The organism is Rufibacter tibetensis (genome assembly GCF_001310085.1).
GTDB classification, from domain to species: Bacteria; Bacteroidota; Bacteroidia; order Cytophagales; family Hymenobacteraceae; genus Nibribacter; species Nibribacter tibetensis.
In genome coordinates this window covers 4,979,602-5,004,504 of sequence record NZ_CP012643.1, presented here as the reverse complement: position 1 = coordinate 5,004,504, position 24,903 = coordinate 4,979,602, and the positions used below count along the sequence as shown (strand labels likewise).

Below are 24,903 nucleotides of genomic sequence, written 5' to 3'. Positions count from 1 at the left end.
GATCCGTGATTACAAAGAGTTTCGGGTACATACCATTCTTCAAAGTTCTAAACCAGCAGCGGCTCTTAGCAGATTCTCCCCTTGAGGGGAGCGAATAGGGGTGTTGCACCTGCCAATCCACGCATTGATGATTCTCCTTTGCTTTCCTTCCGAGTTGATGCCCTGATTAGTGTTTTCTTGAATGCGTGCTCTCCTTTGTAAACACCCCTCTTTATCTCCCCTCAAGGGGAGAATCTGCTTTCAAGGGCTGAGTGATTGGCTTGTTGTGAGTAGCATTGTAATGTTACATAATATAAAAGGAGTCGTTTAAGGGCTGTTTTTAAAAACAACCCTTAAACGACTCCTTTATCTTTACCTGATTCTAGTTTTTCAATCTTCTCTCCTCATTACCAAAGCCGTACGGTTAGGCAGGTAGATGCTCAGTCTTGGGCCATACTTGGTAGGGAGAGTGAAGTATCGGATAGTAGTATCTACGCGGTCATGACCTCCTGTTTCTGGTGTATCTGAGGAAAGGATCAAGGAATAACTACCTGCTTCCTGAACTGGGAATATATAATCCGGAACGGAGTTTTTAGGGTGAAAATTGAAAAGGAAGATCAAACCGGCCCTCTGGAAAATGAGCACGTTGTTAGTATTGTCCTGGTGCAGTTTGAGCGCGGGACCACCTTCCAGAATAGAATACTGCTCGGCGATGGAGAGCATGTCCTTTTCAAACTGCCACATATGTCGGTATCTCAGGTCAGGATTGTCTACCAACGACCATTGCCGCCGGGCGTATTGGTAACTCCAGTTGTTACCTAACCTAGGAAAGTCTACCCATTCCGGATGCCCGAACTCGTTACCCATAAAGGTGAGAAACGCTTCCCCGCCCAAAGACATGGTGAGCAACCTGATCATTTTGTGCAAGGCAACCCCCCGGTCAATGACAGGATGTTTGTCAATGGTGCGCATGTTGAAGTACATCTCCTTGTCCATGAGCCAGAAGGCAATGGTCTTGTCTCCAACTAAAGATTGGTCATGTGATTCAGCATAGGCCACAGTTTTTTCGCCTTCCCGCCTGTTGGTAAGCTCATGCCAGATTTCATCCAGGTTCCAGTCTTCGTCGCGTTTGTGCTTCAGGGTTTTGATCCAGTAATCTGGTATGCCCATGCCTAGTCGGTAATCAAACCCAATGCCTCCGTCAGACAAAGGGCGGCAAAGGCCAGGCATACCGCTCATATCCTCGGCAATTAATAAGGCGCCAGGAGTGAAGGTATGGGTAAGTTCCGAAGCCAGTTGCAGGTACAGGATCGCGTCTTCGTCTACGCTTTTGTCAAAGTAGTTGTCATAGTGACCAAAAGCTACGCCCTCGCCGTGGTGGTGGTACAGCATAGAGGTAATCCCATCGTACCGGAAGCCATCCAGGTGAAACTCTTCCAGCCAGTACCGCACGTTTGATAATAAAAAGCGGCGTACCTCAGGTATTCCGTAATTAAACAGTTTAGAATCCCAGCCAGGGTGATGCCCGCGAGGTCCTTGGTGGAAGAACTGACCGCCGGAGCCGTCAAAATCTGCCAACCCTTCGGCCACATTTTTCACAGCATGGGCATGTATCAGGTCCATAATGACGGCTATGCCTAACCGATGGGCTTCATTGATGAGGTACTTCAAATCTTCAGGCGTGCCGAAACGGGAAGTAGGGGCAAAGAAGTTGGAAACATGGTACCCAAATGAGCCATAGTACGGGTGCTCCATCAAGGCCATCAGTTGCAGGCAGTTGTAGCCGGTCTCGGCAATACGAGGTAAGATCAGGTCCGCAAATTCACGGTAGGTACCCACGCCGTGCTTCTCCTGGGCCATGCCCACATGGCATTCATATATTAATGGTTGGGTTAACTGGGTAGCAGAAAAACCCTGGTCGGTCCAGGTGAAGGTTTCTTCCGGCGCCCAGTATTGTCCTGAAAAGTCATAGGTTTCCTGATCCTGAACAGAGCGAAAAGCAAAAGGAGAGATACGGTCTTTTCCTTCGCCGGTGGCACCCACCACATGTACTTTGTACTTGTGGCCGTGCTGCACCTGTACCTGGTCGGCGGGAAGAAAGACTTCCCAAATGCCATTGGCTTTTTTCTGCAAGGGGTGGGCTGCCCGGTCCCAGAAATTAAAATCACCTATAATGGAAAGGGCCTGCGCGGCAGGAGCCCATTCGCGGTAGCGCCAGCCATTGTTCTCCGCTTCAAAATGAAGTCCCATCTGTTGGTTCCAGGCGGCATAGGTGTCCAATGAGCCGAACTCCTGGTTTATGGCTTCCCTCGTTTTTTCATACCGGTCCATGCGCTGCATAAGTTGCGGGGCATAAGGAATGAGCCAGCTGTCTGACTGAACTAACGGAAGTGTTGGGGTTACCTTTGGCATGTTTGCAAGTTTGGAATCGGGTTAAGTTACACTTCCTACGGATAAGGTGCAACTGCAAATGAGCACAGAAGAATACTCTGAAAAGTTGTTAAAATTTAAGTGTCATTACTGGTTTAATTTGATAAATTCGCAAGGAAATCGATTTCGTAACATTTCGGTTTGCCTTTGTATCATCCCTTAAATAATTTAAGCCTATCGCATGAAAACTACGTTCCGTTTGCTTGGCTTGTTACTGGTGTTGCTACTGGTACAGGCAGTGCAGGCGCAGGTGGTGACCTGGTCACCCGCGTTTCCTGTGCACAATGAACCAGTCACTATCACCTTTGATGCCACCAAAGGTTCCGGAGGCCTTGCCAATGTGAATGAACCCATTTACGCGCATACGGGTGTACTGACCAACCTGAGTACTTCAGACTCTGACTGGAAGTACGTGAAAGCTCCCTGGCCCAGTAATACTCCGGCGGCTTTAATGACGTCTCTGGGAAATAACCTGTACCAGATCACCATCAATCCGCGCACGTACTACAACGTACCCGACAACGAAGAGATCAAGGCGCTGATGTTTGTGTTCCGGAACGGAAACGGCAGCAAGGAAGGAAAGGATACTGGCAACAAAGACATTAAAGTAGCCATTTATGCTTCTGGAGCCGTTAACGTTTCTTTTGCGCAGCCGGTAGTTGGTTTGAATGGGTTATTCGTAAACCAGGGCCAAAACATACCTGTAAGAGCCAATGCCTCTGCCAGTGGAAAGTTGTCGCTGTTCTTGAATGGGGTGAAGGTGAAAGAAGAAGCCGCAGCCACTGTTCTGGAAACACAGCTTACGGCAACAGTATCGGGTCCAAACAAAGTCAAGGTGACGGTTGAAAGTGGCAATGTCACGGCTGTAGATTCTTTTCTGTTTGTAGTACGGGCTGCTGCACCAACCCAGGCTCTACCAGCTAATGCCAAGGACGGAGCCACCTATTTAAGCGCGACCAGTGTTTTGGTAAACCTGTATGCGCCTGGCAAGCAGAACGTGTACCTGGTAGGAGACTTCAATAACTGGGTAGTGGGGGCTACACCTATGAACCGCACGCCAGACGGTACCCGGTACTGGGTGCAACTGAACAGCCTGGTGGCTGGCCAGGAATATGCCTACCAGTTTTTGGTTGATGAGACCATCAGAATAGGGGACCCGTACACGCAAAAGACCTTAGATCCCAACGAGGACCGCTTCATCTCCGCAGAAACGTATCCAAATTTAAAGCAGTATCCCACCGGAAAAGCCACTGGCATGGTGTCTGTTTTCCAGACAAACCAAGCTGCCTACAACTGGAGAGTGACTAATTTCACCCGTCCTAAGAAAACGGATCTGGTAATTTATGAACTTCTGGTCCGTGATTTCATTGAAAAACACGATTACAAAACCCTTACAGATACCCTCAATTACCTGAGCCGTTTAGGCGTAAACGCGATAGAGCTGATGCCCGTCAACGAGTTTGAGGGTAACCTTAGTTGGGGATATAACACAGCTTATCATTTCGCGCCAGACAAATACTATGGTTCAAAGGAGTTGCTAAAGCGGTTTATTGATGAGGCACACGCCCGCGGTATGGCGGTTATTCTGGACATAGTCTTAAACCATGCCTTCGGTCAATCACCTATGGTGCAACTGTACTTCAATTCGGCCACCGGCAAAACGACCCCAGAAAACCCTTGGTTTAACCCAGACCCAACGCATGAATTTAACGTGGGCCATGACTTCAATCATGAAAGTGCCGCTACCAAGTATTATGTGGACCGGGTGAACGAGTTTTGGCTGCAGGAATACAAAGTAGACGGCTATCGGTTCGACCTTTCCAAAGGATTCACCCAAAAGCAGACGTTAGGGAGTTTAAACGCCTGGGGACAGTATGACCAGTCCAGAGTGAACTTACTTAAGCGCATGGCAGACCACATTTGGTCGGTAGATAACAGTGCTTATGTGATTCTGGAGCATTTTGCCGATAACGCAGAAGAAACGGTTCTCTCCAATTACGGCATGATGCTGTGGGGGAACTTGCATGGCAACTACAAGCAAGCCATTCTAGGCTATACAGATAATTCTAACTTCAACTGGATATCCTATAAGCAGCGCGGCTGGACAAACCCGCACGTAGTAGGATATATGGAAAGCCATGACGAAGAGCGCCAGATGGTGGAAGCTACCCTTTATGGAAACATGTCTGGGGCTTACAATGTCAGAAACGTGACCACAGCCTTGCAGCGGATGCAGTTGGCGGCTGCGTTCTTCTTTACCATTCCAGGACCTAAAATGGTATGGCAGTTTGGTGAAGTAGGGTATGACATTCCTATCAACCAGAACGGCCGCACCGGAAACAAGCCCATTCTCTGGAACTACTACCAGGATCCTGAGCGAAGAAAACTGTACAACGTGTACGCCGCCCTAATCAAAATGAAAATCAACCAGCCTGCTTTTGAGTCTGGAAACTACACGTTGAACCTTGGAAACAACATCAAAACCATCCATATTCAAGACCCTGACATAAATGTAGCCGTGCTAGGGAACTTCGGGGTAACCCCGGGCACTGTTGATCCTAAATTCCAGAACACAGGCACATGGTATGATTTTGTTACCGGTGAATCTTTGACGGTGACCAATGTAAATCAAGCCATCACCCTGCAACCGGGAGAATACAGATTATACACCACCAAACGCCTGACCTCCTCCAGCATCTTGTTGGGTTCAAAAGAAGAACGTGACGCTTTGGCTAAAAACGTGGTGGCTTATCCAAACCCTACTGGTAATGGAGCTATCTCATTGCAGTACCAGTTAGCCGCAGCTTCTGAAGTGTCTTTCCAGGTGTATGACCAAGTGGGTAGGTTGCTCATCAACAAAGCCTTAGGAAAGCAGTCAGCCGGAAACCAAACCATCACGCAAACCCTAACCACTGGTGGTAAAAAGCGATTGGCACCAGGTATCTACCACGTTAAACTAGTGACAGGCACTACCGCGAAAACTGTTCAAGTTGTAGTGCGGTAACCTGACTCCTTATCTGAAGATTATCTTTTCAGCCGTCCTTTAGGTGTTGTTTTATGAAAACGGCACCTAAAAGACGGCTGATCTGCTTTCAACGGAGGCATAACTCACTTAATCGCAATTAAAAAAGTAGGTAGAGGAAAGGAAAAGGTGAAATAACCAGTATTGGCATCAACTACACTTACATGCGTTCGTAAAAACCAGGAGTGTGTTTCATCCCTAAACGACAGAAAGATGGCAGAATTGAAAACCTTACATGACCTTCTGAGCCACGAGGTGCAGACGTTATACAGTGCTGAACGAATCATTTTGATGGGCCTGCCCCGCATGATTGAAAAAGCTCAGAGCCCCCAATTGAAAGCTGCATTCACTACCCACTTAGACGAAACAACAGTGCAGGTAGAGCGACTAGAGAAGATAGCGGCCCAATTGTCCATCAGTCCTGAGGGCGACGGAAACCCCAGCATGAAAGGCTTAATTGCGGAAGGCGAAAAGGTGATGCACAAAGATGCAACCTCGGAAGTGATGGACGCCTCCCTGATCTGTGGTGCCCAAAAAATAGAACACTATGAAATCTCTGGCTACGGAACTGCTGCCTACTTAGCAGAGGAACTTGGCTTAACAGAAGTAGCGCAACTTTTAAGAATGACCCTGGAAGAAGAACAGAAAACCGACACTCTTTTAAACAACCTTGCAAAAAGCAACATCAACCAAAAAGCCATGCCAGGCAGCGGTATTCTTTAAGAACAAACATAGCTTCAAACAGAAAGGTCCGTTAAGCAAAAGTGAGCATAACGGGTCTTTCTGTTTGAAGCTAATATGAAAAGTTGCTATTCTTTCTGAAGTACATACTGGATGCCGCCCAACAAATGCCGCAGGAATAATGGCTCCTGAAAGCTTTCATTGGTGTGCCCTCCGCCCGTATAAAAGACCCGGGCTCCTTCAAAGGTGTGGTACCAGGCAATTGGGTGATTTTGGCCGTTCTTGCCTCCTTTGTAGGAAGTCTCGTCCAGGTTCGCCAGTACTTTGACATCTGGGTTGATGTTTTTGAAGTTGTACCATTCATCTTTCCGCTCCCATTTATCAGGCAGAAAAGAGGTAGAGAGATGGGATTTGTCTACCACCTGAATAGTGGCAGTCTGAATTTCAGGATGGCTGTCAAAGTAAGCCCCCACCAATTGATTGTACCAGGGCCAGTTGTATTCAGTGTCTGTGGCCGCATGGATGCCTACGAACCCTCCGCCTCCTCTAATGAATTGCTCAAAAGCCTGTTGCTGAGTATCGTTTAAAACATCTTGAGTGGTGCTCAGGAACACTACTGCATCATACTTCTGTAAGGTATCTTGCACAAACTTAGCAGCGTTGTTAGTGGTATCTACCTTAAACCCGTTTTCTGCCCCTAGCTTTTGCAAAGCTGCCAATCCACTGGGAATGGAGGTGTGGTAATAGCCAGCAGTTTTGTAAAACACCAGAAGAGATGGAAGATCAGGCGCTCCCCCCATTTCCTTTCGGGTAGAACAATTCATAAGAACCATTAGCGGTAACAGGAGCAGCAACAGATTTCCTTTCATACAGGTGTACGGGAGCTTAGTAATAGAAAATGCCTAGACTTCTCTTTCAAAACTGAATCAGTTTGAAAGAGAAGTCTAGGCATTTTCTGGCTGTTTTGCAAAAACAGGGATAAAACTTTTGGTATTGAACTGAATCCATTCAGCATATTAAAGCTAAAAGCCACTACTTTCTTTTAGTTCAGTTTTGCTGGTCGGTCAGTGTCAGTATAAGTATAAGTATAAGTATAAGTATAAGTATAAGTATAAGTATAAGAGTATGGCTAGTCCAGTGGTTGCAACATCAGGTGAAGGGCTTGGTCAAATTCGGGAGCAGTAGGAATCTGCAACTGGAAGACCTCGGCAATCACTGTTTTAATTTGCTCTGGACTGGTAAGGAATTGCTTTTCTGTGGTGCCAGAAGGCAGGTGCTTGCTTAATTCATTGTTCCGTAGTCCGAACCTGGCAGTAGGAGTGGTTTTGGCCAGCATCAATCCCGTCACAAAGGGTGATCTTGGATGAGTAGAAGTAAACCAGTTATATACCTCAAAGTCAGCTGAGAACTGCTCCTGTAAACTGAAGCGGTACAGGGGTTTCCAATCATTTTGGATGTGGGCCTGTAGCACAAATTCACTTTCTACCGGTAAATTTCTGAAGGTTTCGTGAGAGGTTTTCTGGCCGGCTCTTTCCTGCAGGCGGAGCGGAGCAGTCAAAGTTAAACCCCCAAATCCTACATCAACAATATAGTCTTCGTCTTCAATGGTAACCAAAAGGAGCATGTGCACGCGGGCAGTGGTTACGCCTAGTGGTACATTCCATAAAACTCGTGCTGCTATTTCCTTTACCTTAAAACCCAACTCCTGAAGCGCCTGGCTAAACAAGGTATTCTGTTCAAAGCAATATCCGCCTCGGGTATCTTCCACCATTTTTCGTTGCAAAGAGTCAATGTCCAGCAGAACAGGTTGTTTTAGAAGGGGGTTGAAATTTTCAAATGGGATGGAGATAACATGCTGATAAACCAGGTTCTGGAGCGTTTGCAGGGTAGGAGAAAGATCTCCTGAGTAGCCTATTCTGGCCAGGTAGCGGTCCAACTGTATTCCATCTTTCTTGATTTTGAATAAAGTTTTAGAAGGTGTGCGAAGATTCATGGCAATAGCAATAAAGGGTGGTAAGATCTGGTATGGAGTTTGTTATATTTTTTGTAAAGGTTTGATCCTATATTTATATAAAGCGCTTAAAATCGTTTTTTATAAAGGATTAGCTACAAACAAAAGGGAAGCTACAAGCAGGAAGGGGTTAACTGCTTGAATATACTTTTTGTATTATTCTTAATAAGCTTTATGCTTTATTTAAATTAATGATTGAAAAGTTATGTAATATAAGAAATAAAGATCTAATATGGTACTATTCCCTACTAAAATATGTTAAATAAATTATTTTTTAGAGGGTTGAAAAGTTTTATATGAAGTAGGTAGATGTTAATTAATGGAATTAGACTAAAGTTTCTTTAATAGTTTATGGACTTCAATGCTGTACTGTTAGGGGTAGAGGGGCATATTCATGTCATAGAACTTATAAAGAAAACTTAAAAGCATTTACTTAAGTAAGTTTCACCCCATTGATGCATTTTGAACTTAGCAGAATATAATGATGAACAATCAGTTAATAAGATTTAGAAATACATAAATAAAAAATTGGCATAGGGGTAATCACAGGGAAAGCGCCATAGCAGAAAAGTGATGATAAGCTATGAAAGAGAAGAGTGTCTTGACTTTACAATAGGTAATATTTTTAATTTTTAGCGACTTTTTTAACTTCAATTATGAAAAAAGCATTTCTTTTAGCTGCCTTTCTTTTTTTTGGTGGCTTAGCAGCTCAGGCACAGGATGTTTTTACCCTAGGATTAAAGGCGGGAGTTAGCTCTTCTAACGTGGACTTTAAAAATCCGAGTTCCAGTTTTGAGCAATTCAAAGAAAAGGAAAGTATCACCGGGTTTCATGCCGGCGCATTTGCCAGGTTAAACGTTCTGGGTTTTCTGCTACAGCCCGAGGCTGTTCTTTCTTCTTCCGGGGGTAAGTTTAGTATGCCCGATAGTAACGGAGGAACCTCTGTACAGGAGATTGGTTTTACCAACCTGGATCTTCCTATTATGGTAGGATATAAATTGGCTTTTTTGAGGGCATATGCCGGACCAGTAGCCTCTGTGATGATTAAAACTGACTCAGATTTGGAAGATTACAGAGAAGCCTTCAATTCAGCTGACTGGGGATACCAGATTGGGGCTGGATTTGACATTTCTAGGCTTACCGCCGATGTACGCTATGAGCGGTTAACCCGCGCCTACACTGATAGCAATGGAAGTGTTGATTTCAGAAACAAACAAGTAATCCTGAGTTTAGGCTATAAACTAATTGGTAAATAGATTTTACTCTCAGGCAGCATTTTTCTTAAAAGAGGGGCCTGGTTTAGGTGTTTTTTCAAGAAAACTACCAAAAAACCAGACCCCTCTTTTTTAATTATAGCTTATTCCAGCTCTTTGCAAAGAAGCCTTTTTTGGTTTACCAGGTGCACCACAAAGCCATGGTTCACTTCTTGGCCTTCCACCGGAAAAATTGTAATGCAGTGGTTTGTAATATATTCCAATTTAAAACTAAACCCTGTACTGAAGGCTATCATTTTCTTAATTTGCCCTAATCATATGTCTAAATACCTTGGTTGAAGAAAGGTAGAAAGATGCTGTAGGTACCTAAGCTTCCATTTGTTTGCTGTATCTTTGCCGTGAGTCGGATTTAAAGCCACTATGTTAAAGCAATTCATCACGTATTTCCTGCTGTTCACTTTCATGAACACCGTCTGCTTTGTGGATCGGGCTCCTATGCCAGGAGAGGACAGCTTGATGACCATAGTGACAGATACAGCAGCAGACGAAATTGATTCCTTGCTGGAGCTAGTGGCTGAGGGATACCTGGATGCTGGTTCAGGGTTTCTGGATGATGACTTGGAGGACACTTCACAGGGTTTGAAGCATACCTTAGTTGCCAAAGATTACTCTCTTCCTCCTAAGTTAACCTTCCAGGTATTTGCGCCTGCCGCAGACGTGCCTTGCACTGCTTATTGTTGCTCCGCTTACAGCCGGACTCAGGAAGTCCACACGCCTCCTCCAAAACAACTTTCATAATAGCCTCTGTTAAAGAGCAGTTTTCCTGGTTTCAGATAGAAGCAGGGAAAGGTATGTCTTTATTTCAGTGCCGTCCGGCTCTGCATGCATCCGCATGTTGGAGGTGGACTGGTCATTCTTTACCAATACCTATTATGATGAAAGTATTTAAAAATATTTGTTTTCTATTTGCCTTTTACCTGATCCTCGCTCAAAATTACGTCTGGGCTCAAAGTACAAAACAGGTAAATGATAGCCTGCCATTAAAGCTACACCACGCTGAGCCCCTGTATATTGACTTAATCCGGGATTTAGGAGCCCACAAAGGGGAACAAGAGTGGAACATCGGCTTTGGGCTGCGAGACAAGCTAAAGTATGATGAGTACGAGTTTCTGGTGGAATACGAATGGGCACCAATGCACAGGTTGGGGCTGGAAGTTGAAGTTCCTGTTTCCATCTACTCGCCCAATCGCCTTGAATCTACCGACAACCGGCCAGCCCACCGGGTGGAGTCTCTTAAAACGGCAGCCCAGTACACCTTTCTAGTGTCTGGAAAGCGCCGGATCTCACTGGCAGTGGGGTATATCAATGCTTTGGAACTGCATGATTTTGATGAGATTTCCACCTCCAGAGTATTTCAAGGCAATTCCTACAATCCCTTTCTGGTAGGGGCGAAGCAACTTAGCTCTAAATGGCACGCATTGGTTTACACGGGACCCGTGATGCACCAGCAGTTCAAAGAGAACCATTGGAACTTTCAGTATCATACCAACCTGAACCTGCATTATATGCTTCCGCATTCTCGCAATTTTGTGGGGCTTGAAACGAATATGGTGTCTGAGCGCAATTCTTTTGAAGCGGTGCTGCGGCCCCAAATGCGGCTTAGCATCATGGACAACCTGCTCTTGGGGTTGGTCACCGGGGTGCCTATATCTAAAAAGAATGAGCGGTTAAGCACTTTTATGCGGCTCATCTACGAACCAAGCCATAAACACCGTCAGAAATCCTGATTTATGATAGGTTGAGTGAGCAGAGGGCCCGTTTAGACAGTGTTTTCTAAAAAAGATTGCTAAACGCGCCCTCGCTCTTACCTGGGTATCCTGAAACTGAAACCAGCACTTAGGCAGTAATCAGGTGCATCTTCAGAAAGACCGAGGGGCATTAAAGCCCCGCATAGTAACAGAACCGCTTTCATCAGAGAAGGAGGACTCGTGGTATTCGGTGATCAACCTTAATCCAAGCCTTTGAAGCTGGCCAAACCTGAACAATGTAATAGGATAAAAAAAATCAGTGGTTTTCTGGCATAGGTGCTGATGCACTTGCTTCAAAAATCCGCTCTCCACTTGTAAGGTACCTACTGGTATCACTCTTGAGGCCTCTGTATGGTCTGCACGGTCTGTCTCAAGAGGCGCATGAGCCTTCGTGCTATCGGTCAATACCTGAGCAAAGCAGTAGGAGGGAAGCAGTGCAAAGCAGAGCAAAGTAAAGATTTTAATAGGACCAGAATTGTGTAGCAATCTTTTTTACAGGCAACTCTTCTTAAAAGGTAGTTGCCTGTAAATTCGAGTAGAGTTACCCTTTTTCAAAAAGTTTTATATTTGAGCAGCTACATCTAAATTAAAAATCCTGTCAATTTAATTGCTCTACTAACTTACAAATGTTAGTTTTAAACTGAATACAAATAGTTTTGTGAAAACAGCAGAAAAACACAAGGATGGTATGCATGCAAACTATTGTTTAATCATCTTCGTAATCTAAACCCATCATCTTGTTGTAAGCCTGCTGCAATTCTGAGAAGGCGTGGAGTTGGCCAGACTGCCGGCTAACCTGCATGCCTTTCTGATAGGCCTGTTGTGCCAGTTCAGGCTCCTCTAGCTGCAGATAGAGACTAGCCGCATGGTAGTAGGTACCTACATATTCCGGATGTTCGGCCATCAGTTTTTCATAGAAGAAGCGTGCTTTACCGGTATCTGTGGGACGGTATTCCATTGCTAGGGCGTAAAGCGTGAACGGATCGTTCGGGTCTTCCTCATAGAAGCTCAGGAGTTGCGTCAATCTGCTGTTGGTCGTTTCCATTTGATGAATTATTCTTTTAAATTGCCCACAAAATTAACTTAATAAAGCTAACCCTAAGTTAAATGAAGATCTTAGTTTGCATTAGCAACGTTCCTGATACTACCACCAAAATAACCTTTTCACCTGACGGAAAGACATTTAACACGGCTGGTGTACAGTTTGTCATTAACCCATACGATGAATATGCCCTTACCCGTGCCATTGAGCTGAAAGAAGCCCATGGCGGATCGGTAACGGTGTTGAACGTAGGTGAGGCTGATACGGAGCCAAACATCCGGAAAGCTTTAGCCATTGGGGCTGATGACGCCATCAGAGTTAATTTGAAACCCACCGATGCTTATCTGGTATCTCAGCAGATTGCTTACTACGCCAAAGAAGGCGGCTTTGACCTTATCTTAATGGGCCGCGAGTCTATTGACTATAACGGTTACCAGGTACACGGCATGGTAGGTGAGTTATTAGGTATACCAACCGTTGCGCCTGCCATTAAATTAGACGTAAACGGTTCTACTGCTACGTTGGAGCGCGAGATTGAAGGCGGAAAAGAGATTATTGAGGCGCCGCTGCCGTTGGTGGTAAGTGCCCAGCAGCCAATGGCTGAGCCTCGTATCCCTAACATGCGTGGAATCATGACTGCCCGTACCAAACCTTTGAAAGTAGTGGATCCAGTAGGGCAGGATGCTAAGACCAGTGTACAAAACTATGAGTTACCGCCTGCCAAATCTGGCGTAAAACTTATTCCTGCTGAAAGCGCTGGTGACTTAATTAAATTATTACGTAACGAAGCTAAAGTTCTATAAGCATGTCAGTATTAGTAGTGATAGAATGCGCGAACGGCGAAGTGAAGAAGTCTTCCCTGGAAGCAGCTTCGTACGGGAGCAAAGTTGCCGCTGCCACGGGTACCTCGGCCACGGCCGTTGCCATTGGCGATGTGCAGGCAGATGCCCTCACCAGCTTAGGTGAGCAGGGAATTTCCAGAGTTTTATTAGACAATGACAGCCGGTTGCACAATTTTGTACCAAGTGCCTATGTCAAAGTGATAGCCAAAGCCGCAGAACAGGAAAACTCCAGCGTCATCATCCTTTCTAACTCCAATATTGGAGCCGCCATTGGATCTCGCTTAGCGGTGAAGTTGGGTGGTTCTTTAGCCACTAACGTAGTTTCTTTACCACAAATTAACGGTTCTTCGTTCACGGTGCGCCGTGGGGTTTTCTCCGGCAAGGCATTTTCAGATGTAGAATTAACATCAGATAAAAAAATAATTGCCGTTAAAAAGAATGCAGTAGAGATTGAAACAACTGCTGGCGGTACTGCCACGGTTGAGAATTTCTCTGCAGACTTGTCTGACGCAGACTTCGCCACAGCTCCTAAAGAAACTATCAAGCAGTCTGGTGACATCCTGTTGACTGAGGCTGAAGTAGTGGTTTCGGGCGGTAGAGGCCTGAAAGGGCCAGAAAACTGGCATTTGATTGAGAATCTTGCCAAAGCATTGGGTGCAGCCACTGCCTGCTCTAAACCAGTTGCTGACGTAGGTTGGAGACCCCATCATGAGCACGTAGGTCAAACCGGGATCACCGTTAGCCCTAACTTATATATTGGGGTGGGCATCTCCGGAGCCATCCAACACCTGGCTGGGGTTAACTCTTCTAAAGTAATTGTCGTTATCAATAAAGATCCGGAGGCCCCTTTCTTCAAAGCCGCAGATTACGGCATTGTGGGAGATGCCACCGAGGTTGTACCAAAATTGATAGAAGCCGCCAAAGCTTTAGACAAATAGAAGAGAAACTGTGAAGAAAATAGAGTTAGAGATTCTGGGTTTGTCCTCAAGCCAGTCGCAATCTGGATCCTTCGCCTTAGTTCTGGGCGAGAAGGAAGGAAGCCGCCGTTTGCCTATCATCATAGGCATGTTTGAGGCGCAGTCCATAGCCATCCAGATTGAGAAGATTAATCCTACGCGCCCCTTGACCCATGACTTGTTTAAGTCTTTTGCCCAGCAAATGGAGGTGAGCGTACAGGAAATTATGATTTCGGATTTGAAAGAAGGTGTGTTCTTCTCCAAGATTGTGTGCACCGACGGCGAAAAAGAATTTGAGCTGGACGCCCGTCCGTCAGATGCCATTGCCATAGGCCTGCGTTTTGGGGTGCCTATTTACACGGTTGAGTCTGTCTTGTCTGAAGCCGGTATTATCTTAAGTGATATGGAGGAAGACGAAGACGAGGAAGAAACAGATGAGATCCCAACCTCTTCTTCCGTGAGTACTTCTTCTTCTGGAGCCGGTAAAGGCAACCTGAAGGAAGTTTCAGTAGAGGAGTTGAATACCATGCTGAACGATGCCTTGGAGAAAGAAGATTATGAACGCGCCGCTAAGATCCGGGACGAGTTGAACAAACGGAATTAAGCATTTTCAATATAAAAAGAGAAAGTCTTGGGCCTTGCCTGAGACTTTTTCTTTTTAATCGGATTTTGGATTAATTTTGCTCATATTTCACCTCTATGTTCTCTGCGCTTCAAGGCCTTGTCGGCTATTTTATCCTCATCGGAATTGCCATTCTTTTTTCTACCAACCGCAAAGCCATCAATTGGAAATTGGTGGGAGTGGGGGTTCTGATTCAGATCATCTTCGGGGTTCTGGTCACCGAAGTTCCTTTTGTAAAGGCAGGCTTTGAAATTGTAAGCCAGGGATTTGTGACCCTGCTAGGGTTTTCCAGTGCAGGCGCTGAGTTTCTCTTCGGAGAATTGGCCAAGCCAGGTTCACCAGCAGGTACCGGTTACATCTTCGCTTTCAACGTGTTGCCCACCATTATCTTCTTCTCTACTGTAACCGCAGGATTGTACTATCTGGGCGTGCTCCAGAAGATCGTGTACGGTATTGCCTGGATTATGTCAAAAGGAATGCGCTTGTCAGGGGCTGAAAGTTTATCGGCGGCCGGAAACATCTTCCTGGGCCAGACGGAAGCTCCGTTGCTGGTGCGTCCCTTCATCCAAAATATGACCCGTTCTGAGTTAATGTGCTTGATGACCGGGGGAATGGCGACGTTGGCTGGTGGAGTACTAGCGGCTTACGTGGCTTTTTTGGGAGGAAATGACCCAGCCCAGCAGGCTATCTTTGCTGCCCACTTACTCACTGCCTCCATCATGAATGCCCCGGCGGGTATTGTGATGGCGAAGATACTGGTACCTGAAACGGAGGAAGACAAAATCAACACCAAGCTGCAGGTAAACAAGGAATCTTTGGGAGTGAACATTATTGACGCCATGTCTACCGGCGCCGCCGATGGATTGAAGTTGGCGTTGAACGTGGGTGGTATGCTGTTGGCCTTTATTGCGGTAATTGCCCTTTTAAACTACCTGTTGTTGAGCCTTGGGGGAGCCACTGGCTTAAATCAAATGATTGTGGACTCCACCGATGGCCGTTTTGAAGGATTGAACTTCCAGTATATCTTAGGCCAGATCTTCAGAGTGTTCGCTTTCTTGATGGGTAGCCCGTGGCAGGATACCCTGCAGGTGGGAAGTTTGTTAGGCCAGAAGACAGCGGTCAATGAATTCGTTGCTTACCTGGACCTTGCCAAAATGAAGGAAGCGAATTCCTTAACACCAAAGTCCATCATTCTGGCTACCTATGCGCTTTGTGGCTTTTCAAACTTCAGTTCTATTGCCATCCAGATTGGCGGCATTGGAGGTATGGCTCCTTCCCAGCAGGGGAACCTTTCTAAATTAGGGTTGAGAGCGTTGCTGGGTGCCTCCATCGCATGTATGATGACAGCCACCATTGCCGGGATTCTATTCGAATTGTAAGCTATTTCAATCATAAACAAACTGCCCCTTTTTTTAGCCTGTTTCTTCAAAGAAGGGCTAAAAAAAGGGGCAGTTTGTTTATGATGGGCTGGTTCTCTTTTGCTCTTACCTTACCAGCATACCTAATTTAGGTATGCTCAGGTTTTAAGCTAGTTTTCTTAAAAGAAGACTAAAACTGTTATGACTTCTCGTTCCGGTTCTGTTCCTCTTCCTGCTTTTCTTCTTCCTCAATCTGCTCCACTTTTTTGGCATCACGCATGAGGCGGTTAGAGAAGATAAAGTCGTTCAGTTCTTTCACCTGCGTGTCCATGATGGTACTGCTGTGGCCTTCCCAAAGCTTTTTGCCTTTGAAAAGGAACATAACATTGTCACCGTACTCCAGCACGGAGTTCATGTCATGGGTTACTACAATGGTGGTGATGTTGTATTCTTCCGTAATTTCCTTGATGAGCTCATCAATGGTAATGGCCGTGAGGGGATCAAGGCCGGAGTTTGGTTCATCACAGAAAAGGTAGGTGCAGTTAGGGGCAATGGCCCGGGCAATACCCACGCGCTTCTTCATCCCGCCGCTTAGTTCTGAAGGCATTTTCTCCCCGGCTTTTTCCAATCCAACCCGTTTTAAGCAAAATTCCACCCTTTCTCTACGTTCGTTTTTGCTCATATCAGGGGAAAGCATTCGTAGCGGAAATTCCACGTTTTCATTCACGGTCATGGAGTCAAACAAGGCACTTCCCTGGAAGAGCATCCCAATTTTGCGCCTGATTTCCTGTTTGATGTCCAGTTTGTTGTTGGCGAAGATACGTCCGTCATAGGTGATGCTGCCCACATCTGGTTTCACCAGCCCTACAATGCATTTTAAAAGCACACTTTTCCCGGTACCGCTGGCTCCCAGCAGCATGTTCACCTTGCCGGACTCAAAGTTTCCGCTGATGCCGTCCAGTACTTTAACGCCGTTGAAGGTTTTATGTATGTTATGAATTTCTATCATGGGAATTCAACCAAATTTGGCTGCCATTTAATCTATGTTGCGTTAAAGCAATAACTGTGCGCAGACAAAGTCTGCAATCAAAATAGCTATTACGCTATTCGTTACAGCTTTAGTACTGGCTCTTCCTACTTCCAGGGCACCACCCTCAGTGAAAAAACCTTGGTAAGAAGAGATGGCGGATACCAGAAAGGCAAACACCAAAGATTTTATTAAGGCGAAGGTGATGTTCCAGGGGATGAAATCAGAGCGTAAACCCGTGATGTACTCCTGACCAGACAAGGCTCCTGATAAGCTTCCGGCGAAAAAACCTCCTAAAATGGATAGAAACATAGCGGTGATTACCAACATAGGAAACACCAGGAAGGCAGCCATGATCTTAGGCAAAACTAGATAAGAAGCGGAGTTAATCCCCATCACCTCCAGGGCGTCTACCTGTTCTGTGATGCGCATGGTGCCAAGCCCCCCTGCAATGCTGGAGCCCACTTTTCCGGCCAACACAATAGACGTGATAGTAGGAGCCAGTTCCAGAATGGTCATCTCCCGCACCATGAACCCAATGGTGGACCTCGGGATTAAGGCGTTGGTCAGGTTGTAGGAAATCTGCACGCAGGTAACCGCTCCAATAAAGGTGGAGACTACCGCCACAATGAAAACAGAGTCTATGCCTATTAAAATAGCTTCATCTATGGTTCTGTTGAACAAGATCCTGGGAGACTCACCTCTTTTAACAAGGCTAGACAAAAAGAGTAAAAATGCACCAAAGGTTTTCATGCAATAGGTAGAAAGGTGTCACTGCGTAGTAGCCGCAAAGGGCGTAGTTTAAGCCAATCTTGGTTTCAAATGCCTATATTACGTTGAAAAAAGAAAAAACATCATTCTCATGCAAAAATATATAGTGGTGACGGGTGGGACCAAAGGCATTGGCCGGGCTATTGTGGACCGGTTTGCGGCTGAAGGATTTCACATCATCACCTGCTCACGCCACCAGCAGGACTTAAACAAATTGAAGCTGGATATAGAAGAGAAATACACCTTTTCTAAGGTCTTCTTCCTGGCCGCTGATGTAAGCCAACCAGGGGAGGTACGCCGCTTTCTGGACTACATCCACTCCTTAAAAGTGAAGGTTGATGTACTGGTGAACAACGCCGGTTTCTTTATACCAGGTAAAATTCATGAGGAAAGCGAAACGGTACTGCGGGAAATGATCAATACCAATCTCTACAGCGCGTATGACCTGACCAAAGGCTTGGTAAATGACATGATCAGGCGCCGCGATGGCCATATCTATACTATCTGTTCTACGGCCAGCATTACCGCCTATACCAACGGCGGTTCTTACTGCATAGCCAAACATGCTTTGTATGGCATGACCCGTGTGCTGCGCGAAGAATTGAAAGAATACAACATACGGGTAACAGCTGTTTTGCCCGGAGCCACTTACACAGCGAGTTGGGAAGGGGTAGACTTACCGAAAGACCGGTTTATGACCCCTGAAGATGTAGCCAGTGCCATCTGGAACGCCCATTGCATTTCAAAGCAAACAGTAATTGAAGAACTGCTGCTTCGGCCGCAGTTGGGAGATATATAAAGTACCTGGTTTTTCGTTTAAAACTCTTGAAAGTAGTAGGACTGGTTTAAGTCTTCCTTTCCAGAAAAAGGCCCTAATCTAACTACGTGGTATTTGCATATTAAATACAATTTAGGGTTGAGGAGGAAAGCCGAAAGGAGCTGAAAATTACTACTTGTACTTTTATGAAATGCAAGTAGTGATAAAGGGGTGAATTGAAAGACTAATTTGTTTAAATTTGAGCAAATTCTAAGATATGGAACTCGAAGGAAAAGTAGTTGTGATCACCGGTGCCAGCAGCGGAATTGGACTGGCTGCCGCCAAGCAGTTGTTAGAACAGGGAGCCACTGTAGTAAGTTGGAGCCGTTCCCGTCCAAAAATATCACACAAAGATTTCTATTTTTTTGAGTGCGATGTGCGCCATGAGCATTCCGTTCTAACGGCATATGAGCAAACGGTTGAGCGCCTGCGCCAGAATATTTCTGTGTTGATCAATAACGCTGGTCTGGGAATTCAGGGAGCTATTGACACCATGAGCCCCAGAGACTGGCACAAGATGATGGACACCAACGTGAACGGTATCTTTTACTGCACCCGTTTGGTGTTGCCTCAGATGAAAAAACAACTGGAAGGCCATATCATCAACATCTCTTCCATTGCTGGTTTAAATGGCATAGAAAACATGAGCGGCTATTGCGCTACCAAATTTGCGGTACGCGGAATCTCGCACTCCTTGTTTAAAGAAGTTCGGCCGCACGGCATCAAAGTAACCTGTATCTATCCTGGTTCTACCGCAACCAGCTTCTTTGACGGTTTTGAAGGAACCGGCACGGCACCAGAAAACATGATGCAACCCGAGGACATTGCCTCTACCATTCTGCACGTGCTTCAATCGCCGCCTAATTACCACCACGTGGACATTGAGGTTCGTCCGCTCATGCCCAAGGGCCGTCCAGAGAAAAAGAAAGCCTAACCCGCACGCATGGGAATTGAAATAAAAGACCTGACCAAATTATATGGGCCACAGGCAGCCGTAGACCACGTGTCGTTTACCGTGGGTACCGGTGAGATTGTTGGATTTTTAGGACCAAACGGTGCAGGTAAATCCACCACCATGAAAATAGCCACCTGCTATCTGCCGCCCAGCAGCGGTACGGTACTGGTGAATGGACACGATGTGCTGGAGGAGCCCAAAGAAGTACGCCGGCAGGTAGGCTATCTGCCGGAGCACAATCCCCTGTACCTGGATATGTACGTGCGCGAGTACCTTCACTTTGTGGGGAAACTGCACGGGTTAGGCAACAGCCAGGTGAAAGCCCGCACCGAGGAGATGATCAACTTGTGCGGCCTCACCCGCGAACGCCACAAAAAGATAGGAGCCTTGTCTAAAGGATACCGGCAACGCGTGGGATTGGCGCAGGCCCTCATTCATGATCCACAGGTCCTTATTTTAGACGAACCCACCACAGGCCTTGACCCAAACCAAATTGTAGAGATCAGGCAACTCATCAAAGAAGTGGGCCAGCAGAAGACGGTTTTGTTTTCAACCCACATCATGCAGGAAGTAAGTGCCCTTTGTGACCGGGTGCTCATCATCAACCAAGGAAAATTAGTAGCCGATAGCCCTGTAGCTGAACTAAGGAACATGGGCCGCAAGGAAACCAGAATCCTGGCGGAGTTTGAAGCCGAAGTAAACCCAGAGCCGCTATTGACCTTAGCGGGGGTGGAGAGAATAGAACCCGCCGGACTTTTGAAGTACCGCATTATTGCCGCCGCTTCCACAGACCTTAGGTCAGCTATTTTCCGGATGGCCGGTGAAAGAGGCTGGCCTTTGGTGGGACTGCAGCAGGAGGAGAATTCGTTGGAAAAACTTTTCCAGGACCTTACTAAAGCTGCCAAGTAAGCATTTCTGTTTCAGGCTTATTTTTGAAAAATGAGGCTAAAAAGAAGGAGTTAGCACAGATAGAAAAACTTGCTTCAATAACCTCATTTAAACTAGTTGCTTTGGTCCTTGTTCTTTGAAAACATCCTTAAAACGAGAGTGTAACAGTTAATATCTAAACATCAACTACAACCAGAATAAAAGTCCTGATACTTGTGTCTTGATACTTGTATCCCAATCATATGTTTGCCATACTATCAAAAGAGTTTAATTCTTACCTCAATTCCCTGATTGGCTATATCGTCATCGGGGTTTTTCTGGTAGCCACGGGCTTGTTTATGTGGGTGTTCCCAGATAGTAGCGTGCTGGACTACGGCTACGCCGATCTGCAATCCGTTTTCCTGTTAGCTCCCTGGCTTTTCCTTTTTCTTATACCAGCTATTACCATGCGCACTTTCGCCGAAGAGCGGAAGGGGGGAACCATGGAGTTGTTACTCACCAGGCCTTTGTCAGATACCCAACTGCTGTTGGGTAAGTACTTTGCCTGCCTATTGTTGGTGCTGTTCGCGCTGCTTCCTTCTTTGCTGTACTATGTGAGCGTTTACCAATTAGGTGATCCGGTGGGTAACATTGATTCGGCGGCGGTGGCTGGTTCGTATTTAGGGTTGGTGTTTCTGGCCGCGGTGTTTGTGGCCATGGGAATCTTCGCCTCGTCCTTAACAGAGAACCAGATTGTCGCCTTTATTTTAGCAGTGTTTTTGTGTTACCTGGTGTACACTGGGTTTGACCTGCTGGCTTCTATTGACGCTTGGGGAACCGCTTCTTATTACATCGCGCAGTTGGGTATTTCTTATCACTACAGCTCCATCAGCAAAGGGTTGATTGATTCCCGTGATGTGCTGTATTTCCTGAGTGTGATTACCATTATGCTGTTAGGGACTAAACTTGTATTGGAGAGCAGAAAATGGTAGAGCAGTCCTTAAATCAAGAGACCAATAAGCCCGTGGTAGAAAGCCGCCGTCGGTATGACTGGACTTTTTTCCTGGTAGCCGTAGGCTTGCTGTTGGTGCTCAATTTTGTTGCCAACCGGTACTTCTTCCGCATTGACCTTACTGAGGACCAACGCTACACCATTTCTGATCAAACCAAGAACCTGCTGGAGGACCTGAAAGAGCCGGTGAACGTGACTGTGTACCTGGAAGGGGAGTTCCCGGCCGGTTTCAGGAGACTGCAGAACAGCACCCGTGAAATGCTAGAGGAGTTCCGGTTGTACTCAGACGGAAACGTGCAGTACCAGTTCATTGACCCCAATACCAATACCAATGAGCAGGCTCGGAATCAGTTCTACACCCAACTGGCCCAGAAAGGCCTGCAGCCAACCAATTTGTTTGCGCAAGAAGGTGATAAGAAAGTAGAGAAAATCGTTTTTCCGGGAGCGCTCGTTTCTGCGGGAACAAAGGAAACCGCCGCTATCCTGCTGAAAGGCAGCCAGGCAGCTCCGCCTGAGGAACGCCTGAACCAGTCCATAGAAGGATTGGAGTACGAGCTAGCCTCTGCCATCAGAAAAGTAGCGTCCACCAGTGCAGGGCGAATTGGAATATTGCAGGGGCATGGTGAGTTGTGGCTTCCGCAGGCCGCTGACTTTTTGGGTACGCTTTCAGAATATTACACCGTAAACCGGGTGCCCCTTTCTGAAGTGCCAGACCTGAACAACTTCAACCTGGTGGTGCTCATGAAGCCTACCCAGCCTTTCAATGAACAGGACAAGTACAAGATAGACCAGTTCCTGATCAGAGGCGGTAAGTTGTTGTTCATGTTAGACGGAGTACGGGCTTCACTGGATAGTGTCAAAGAGAATGGCTTTTTGGCGTTCCCTTATGATTTGAACCTGCAGGATATGATGTTCCGGTACGGAGTACGGGTAAACCCAGACCTGGTGCAGGACCTAAATGCCAGCTTTATCCCCATGGTGACGGGATACATGGGCAATCAGCCGCAAACGCAATTGGTACCCTGGCGCTTTTATCCACTGATCAGCAATTTCAGTCAGTTGCCTATGACCCGGAATTTGGATGCAGTACAAACCAAGTTTGTAAGTTCTATAGACACGGTAAAAGCAGTAGGAATCAAAAAATCACCTTTGCTCTGGACATCACAGTATTCCCGTAAACGCGATTCGCCGGTTTCCATTTCTTTGAATGATCCACGAGTGGACCGTGACCCTAAGCTGTTTAGCCAGAGCGCCATACCTATTGGGTATTTACTGGAAGGGAAGTTCCAGTCTGTTTTCAAAAACCGTCCGGTGCCTGAGGGTTCTACTATTCCTTTTCAGGCGGAGGGAAAAGCTTCTCAGGTGGTGGTGTTCTCAGATGGTGACTTAGCCGCGAATGAGGTAGACCCACGCTCTGGTCGCCCTTTAGAGCTTGGTTTTGACCGCTTCACTCGTTCTAGGTTCGCCAATAAGGAGTTGCTGAAGAACGTAGCCGATTACCTGCTGGATGAAAAAGGGCTTATTGAGTTGCGCGGAAAAGAAATAAAACTGCGGCCGTTAGACAAAGCCAAGTTGCGAGAGGAAAGAACCAAATGGCAAGCCATTAACCTGGGTCTTCCGCTCATATTGTTATTGGGATTTGGAGTGGTCAAATTCTGGCTCCGGAAACGGAAATATGCTCGGTAGTATAGAGATCAGAAAGATCTCTGCTGCCCAGACCTGGCCCTTACGCCAACAGGTAATGTGGCCCGAAAAACCTTTAACGTTTGTTCAGTTGCCTGACGATAAAGCAGGTTTTCACTTCGGGTTGTTCGTGAACCAAGAATTGGTATCAGTGATCTCGCTTTTCATAGAAGTGAACCATGCGCAATTCAGGAAGTTCTGCACGCTGGTTCCCTTTCAGGGGCAAGGCTATGGCCAGAAGCTGTTACAGCATGTGCTGGATTTTGCCTTCACGCACCAAGTTTCTTCTATTTGGTGCCATGCCCGAACTTCAGCTTGTGCCTTTTATTTGAAAGCAGGAATGCAGGTGCAAGGCGAGAAGTTCATTAGGAGTGGCATTGCCTATGTAAGAATGGAGAAGCACTTCTATAAATAAACTGGTCTGAAGCAGAGATTAAAAACCAAGTCTAAGAGAGTTCTAAGGGTGCTTTCAGAAAACCACACTAAAAGAATAGAGGTAAATAAGTACTTAATCCTTTGTAATAATAAAGAGCCCCGTTTCAGGACTGATATATAAAATCAGTCCTGAAACGGGGCTCTTTATTATTTGATATGAATTACCCGTTTTTGACAGAAGATTCTCTTACAATCAAAACAGGTTCTAAGACTATCTTTTTGGGTTCTTCTTCTACCTCTTCAACAGCAGAACCATTATTTCCTGCTGTTTTCTTGGCCATGGCTTCTAAGAACAAGTTAAAAGCTTCTTCTCCCATGCGGGCAGGTTGCTGGTCAATAGTAGAAAGACTAGGTGTCACATAAGGGCTGAAAGACTCATTTCCGAATCCAATCATTCCAATCTTCTCTGGCATTTTAATTCCGTTCTGCTTCAGGTACTGTAAGGCACCTAAAGCAGTAAAGTCTTCTACCGCAAAGATGGCATCCATGTCTTTGTTGCGGCCCAAAAGGCGTTCAGCGCTAAACCGACCCGATTCTATGGAGTTTCTGCCGTATTGGATAAGGTCATCGTTTACAGGCAGGTTGTTCATCTTAAGAGCATCTACGTACCCACACAACCGGTCATTAAAGATCTTGATGTGCTGCGGACCAGAGATATGCGCAATATTAGTGTACCCCTGCTGTATAAGGTGTTCAGTAGCCATGAAGGCCCCTTTGTAGTCGTCTACCACCACAGAAGGGGAGTTCAGTTCATCTTTGACCCGGTCAAATAATATCAGAGGCACCTTGCGTTTCTTTACATCAAAGAAGTGGTCCAGGGTAGGAGTGTCTTTCGCAATAGAGGCAATGATGCCATCTACGCTGGTTTGAAGTAAGGTTTCTACTCCTTCAACCTCATATTCACCCGTGTCACTGGATTGGAAGAGAAGGATATTATACCCGTTGCTTCTGGCTATTTTCTCAATGCCGTGTACTACCCCTCCAAAGAAGCCAATTTCTGAACTGGGAATAAGGATGCCTATGATGTTGGTTCTGCCTGACCTGAGGGAAGAAGCAAGACGGTTCTGCCGGTAGTTCAGGTTCTGGGCAGCTGCTTTGATTAATTCTTTCGTAGCCGCACTAATAGAAGGGTGGTCGTTCAGGGCTTTTGACACTGTAGAAGAACTAGTGTTTAGCTCTCTGGCTATATCATGAATAGTAGTTCTGGCCATAGAAAATATCGATTTCTTAATTTAGAACTAGGGGGAAAATGTACCACCTTCTTGGCTATAAGGTGGATTTGAAACAAATCTAATTAAACAAATTTTAAAAACAGGGGTACAAAAGGTGCTTTTTTTTAAAAGGCTGGTTTAATGGAAACTTTTCTTGATG

At 46.1% G+C, this 24,903-nt stretch carries 22 protein-coding genes; 15 read left to right on the top strand and 7 right to left on the bottom strand.

What is annotated here, in order from left to right; genetic code table 11:
- Positions 1–369: 369 nt before the first annotated feature.
- A complete protein-coding gene (locus DC20_RS20710) occupies positions 370–2,391 on the bottom strand; it encodes an alpha amylase C-terminal domain-containing protein (RefSeq protein ID WP_062545599.1) in 2,022 nt (673 codons plus the stop codon).
- A 199-nt stretch (positions 2,392–2,590) separates the two neighbouring features.
- Here DC20_RS20710 and DC20_RS20705 point away from each other — a divergent pair, with 199 nt between their 5' ends.
- On the top strand, positions 2,591–5,413 hold the full coding sequence (locus DC20_RS20705; protein WP_062545598.1) for a DUF4961 domain-containing protein: 2,823 nt from the start codon (positions 2,591–2,593) through the stop codon (positions 5,411–5,413).
- A 231-nt stretch (positions 5,414–5,644) separates the two neighbouring features.
- The gene (locus DC20_RS20700) at positions 5,645–6,154 is read left to right on the top strand and encodes a YciE/YciF ferroxidase family protein (RefSeq protein ID WP_062545597.1); all 510 of its coding nucleotides are present in this window, start codon (positions 5,645–5,647) and stop codon (positions 6,152–6,154) included.
- A gap of 86 nt (positions 6,155–6,240) precedes the next feature.
- On the opposite strand, the gene DC20_RS20695 is transcribed toward DC20_RS20700, so the two are convergent.
- Together DC20_RS20695 and DC20_RS20690 are read right to left on the bottom strand one after the other, a co-directional pair.
- Positions 6,241–6,936, bottom strand: coding sequence for a ThuA domain-containing protein (locus DC20_RS20695; protein ID WP_245652259.1), 696 nt, complete (start codon positions 6,934–6,936; stop codon positions 6,241–6,243).
- Positions 6,937–7,241: 305 nt separating this feature from the next.
- The gene (locus DC20_RS20690; RefSeq protein WP_062545595.1) at positions 7,242–8,105 is read right to left on the bottom strand and encodes an arylamine N-acetyltransferase family protein; all 864 of its coding nucleotides are present in this window, start codon (positions 8,103–8,105) and stop codon (positions 7,242–7,244) included.
- A gap of 674 nt (positions 8,106–8,779) precedes the next feature.
- Between DC20_RS20690 and DC20_RS20685 the strand changes: the two genes are divergently transcribed.
- The 3 genes from DC20_RS20685 (at position 8,780) to DC20_RS20675 (ending at position 11,124) form a co-directional block, all read left to right on the top strand.
- Positions 8,780–9,379, top strand: coding sequence for a porin family protein (locus tag DC20_RS20685; protein ID WP_062545594.1), 600 nt, complete (start codon positions 8,780–8,782; stop codon positions 9,377–9,379).
- Between the two features lie 378 nt (positions 9,380–9,757).
- A complete protein-coding gene (locus DC20_RS20680) occupies positions 9,758–10,135 on the top strand; it encodes a hypothetical protein (protein ID WP_062545593.1) in 378 nt (125 codons plus the stop codon).
- A gap of 134 nt (positions 10,136–10,269) precedes the next feature.
- Positions 10,270–11,124, top strand: a complete 855-nt coding sequence (locus tag DC20_RS20675) for an HAEPLYID family protein (protein WP_245652258.1) — start codon at positions 10,270–10,272, stop codon at positions 11,122–11,124.
- Between the two features lie 727 nt (positions 11,125–11,851).
- On the opposite strand, the gene DC20_RS20665 is transcribed toward DC20_RS20675, so the two are convergent.
- Positions 11,852–12,190 carry a hypothetical protein gene (locus DC20_RS20665; RefSeq protein ID WP_062545591.1) on the bottom strand — a complete coding sequence of 113 codons (339 nt, stop codon included), beginning with the start codon at positions 12,188–12,190 and terminating at the stop codon, positions 11,852–11,854.
- Positions 12,191–12,252: 62 nt separating this feature from the next.
- Between DC20_RS20665 and DC20_RS20660 the strand changes: the two genes are divergently transcribed.
- From DC20_RS20660 to DC20_RS20645, 4 genes are all read left to right on the top strand, one after another.
- Positions 12,253–12,990: an electron transfer flavoprotein subunit beta/FixA family protein gene (locus tag DC20_RS20660; RefSeq protein WP_062545590.1), complete on the top strand. Its 738-nt coding sequence runs from the start codon at positions 12,253–12,255 to the stop codon at positions 12,988–12,990.
- Positions 12,991–12,992: 2 nt separating this feature from the next.
- Positions 12,993–13,967, top strand: coding sequence for an electron transfer flavoprotein subunit alpha/FixB family protein (locus tag DC20_RS20655; RefSeq protein WP_062545589.1), 975 nt, complete (start codon positions 12,993–12,995; stop codon positions 13,965–13,967).
- 10 nt (positions 13,968–13,977) lie between these two features.
- Positions 13,978–14,589 (top strand): bifunctional nuclease family protein, encoded by a 612-nt coding sequence (locus DC20_RS20650; protein WP_062545588.1) that lies wholly within the window; start codon positions 13,978–13,980, stop codon positions 14,587–14,589.
- A gap of 95 nt (positions 14,590–14,684) precedes the next feature.
- Positions 14,685–15,986 (top strand): NupC/NupG family nucleoside CNT transporter, encoded by a 1,302-nt coding sequence (locus DC20_RS20645; protein ID WP_062545587.1) that lies wholly within the window; start codon positions 14,685–14,687, stop codon positions 15,984–15,986.
- A 178-nt stretch (positions 15,987–16,164) separates the two neighbouring features.
- Here the strand turns inward: DC20_RS20645 and DC20_RS20640 are convergent, their stop codons facing one another.
- Both DC20_RS20640 and DC20_RS20635 read right to left on the bottom strand, forming a co-directional pair.
- Positions 16,165–16,974, bottom strand: coding sequence for an ABC transporter ATP-binding protein (locus tag DC20_RS20640; RefSeq protein ID WP_062545586.1), 810 nt, complete (start codon positions 16,972–16,974; stop codon positions 16,165–16,167).
- 42 nt (positions 16,975–17,016) lie between these two features.
- Positions 17,017–17,745 carry an MlaE family ABC transporter permease gene (locus tag DC20_RS20635; RefSeq protein WP_062545585.1) on the bottom strand — a complete coding sequence of 243 codons (729 nt, stop codon included), beginning with the start codon at positions 17,743–17,745 and terminating at the stop codon, positions 17,017–17,019.
- 109 nt (positions 17,746–17,854) lie between these two features.
- On the opposite strand from DC20_RS20635, the gene DC20_RS20630 reads away from it, so the two are divergent.
- From DC20_RS20630 to DC20_RS20605, 6 genes are all read left to right on the top strand, one after another.
- Positions 17,855–18,562, top strand: coding sequence for an SDR family NAD(P)-dependent oxidoreductase (locus DC20_RS20630; RefSeq protein WP_062545584.1), 708 nt, complete (start codon positions 17,855–17,857; stop codon positions 18,560–18,562).
- Between the two features lie 235 nt (positions 18,563–18,797).
- Complete coding sequence (locus tag DC20_RS20625; protein WP_062545583.1) at positions 18,798–19,514, top strand: SDR family oxidoreductase; 717 nt, start codon at positions 18,798–18,800, stop codon at positions 19,512–19,514.
- Positions 19,515–19,523: 9 nt separating this feature from the next.
- Positions 19,524–20,444, top strand: coding sequence for a gliding motility-associated ABC transporter ATP-binding subunit GldA (gene gldA / locus DC20_RS20620; RefSeq protein WP_062545582.1), 921 nt, complete (start codon positions 19,524–19,526; stop codon positions 20,442–20,444).
- A gap of 221 nt (positions 20,445–20,665) precedes the next feature.
- Positions 20,666–21,394: a gliding motility-associated ABC transporter permease subunit GldF gene (gene gldF / locus DC20_RS20615; RefSeq protein ID WP_062545581.1), complete on the top strand. Its 729-nt coding sequence runs from the start codon at positions 20,666–20,668 to the stop codon at positions 21,392–21,394.
- The gene (gene gldG, locus DC20_RS20610; RefSeq protein ID WP_062545580.1) at positions 21,388–23,100 is read left to right on the top strand and encodes a gliding motility-associated ABC transporter substrate-binding protein GldG; all 1,713 of its coding nucleotides are present in this window, start codon (positions 21,388–21,390) and stop codon (positions 23,098–23,100) included. The genes gldF and gldG overlap by 7 nt, the downstream gene beginning before the upstream one ends.
- On the top strand, positions 23,090–23,512 hold the full coding sequence (locus DC20_RS20605; RefSeq protein WP_218918719.1) for a GNAT family N-acetyltransferase: 423 nt from the start codon (positions 23,090–23,092) through the stop codon (positions 23,510–23,512). Before gldG ends, DC20_RS20605 begins: the two co-directional genes overlap by 11 nt.
- 181 nt (positions 23,513–23,693) lie before the next feature.
- On the opposite strand, the gene DC20_RS20600 is transcribed toward DC20_RS20605, so the two are convergent.
- Positions 23,694–24,743 (bottom strand): LacI family DNA-binding transcriptional regulator, encoded by a 1,050-nt coding sequence (locus DC20_RS20600; RefSeq protein ID WP_062545579.1) that lies wholly within the window; start codon positions 24,741–24,743, stop codon positions 23,694–23,696.
- Positions 24,744–24,903 lie beyond the last annotated feature (160 nt).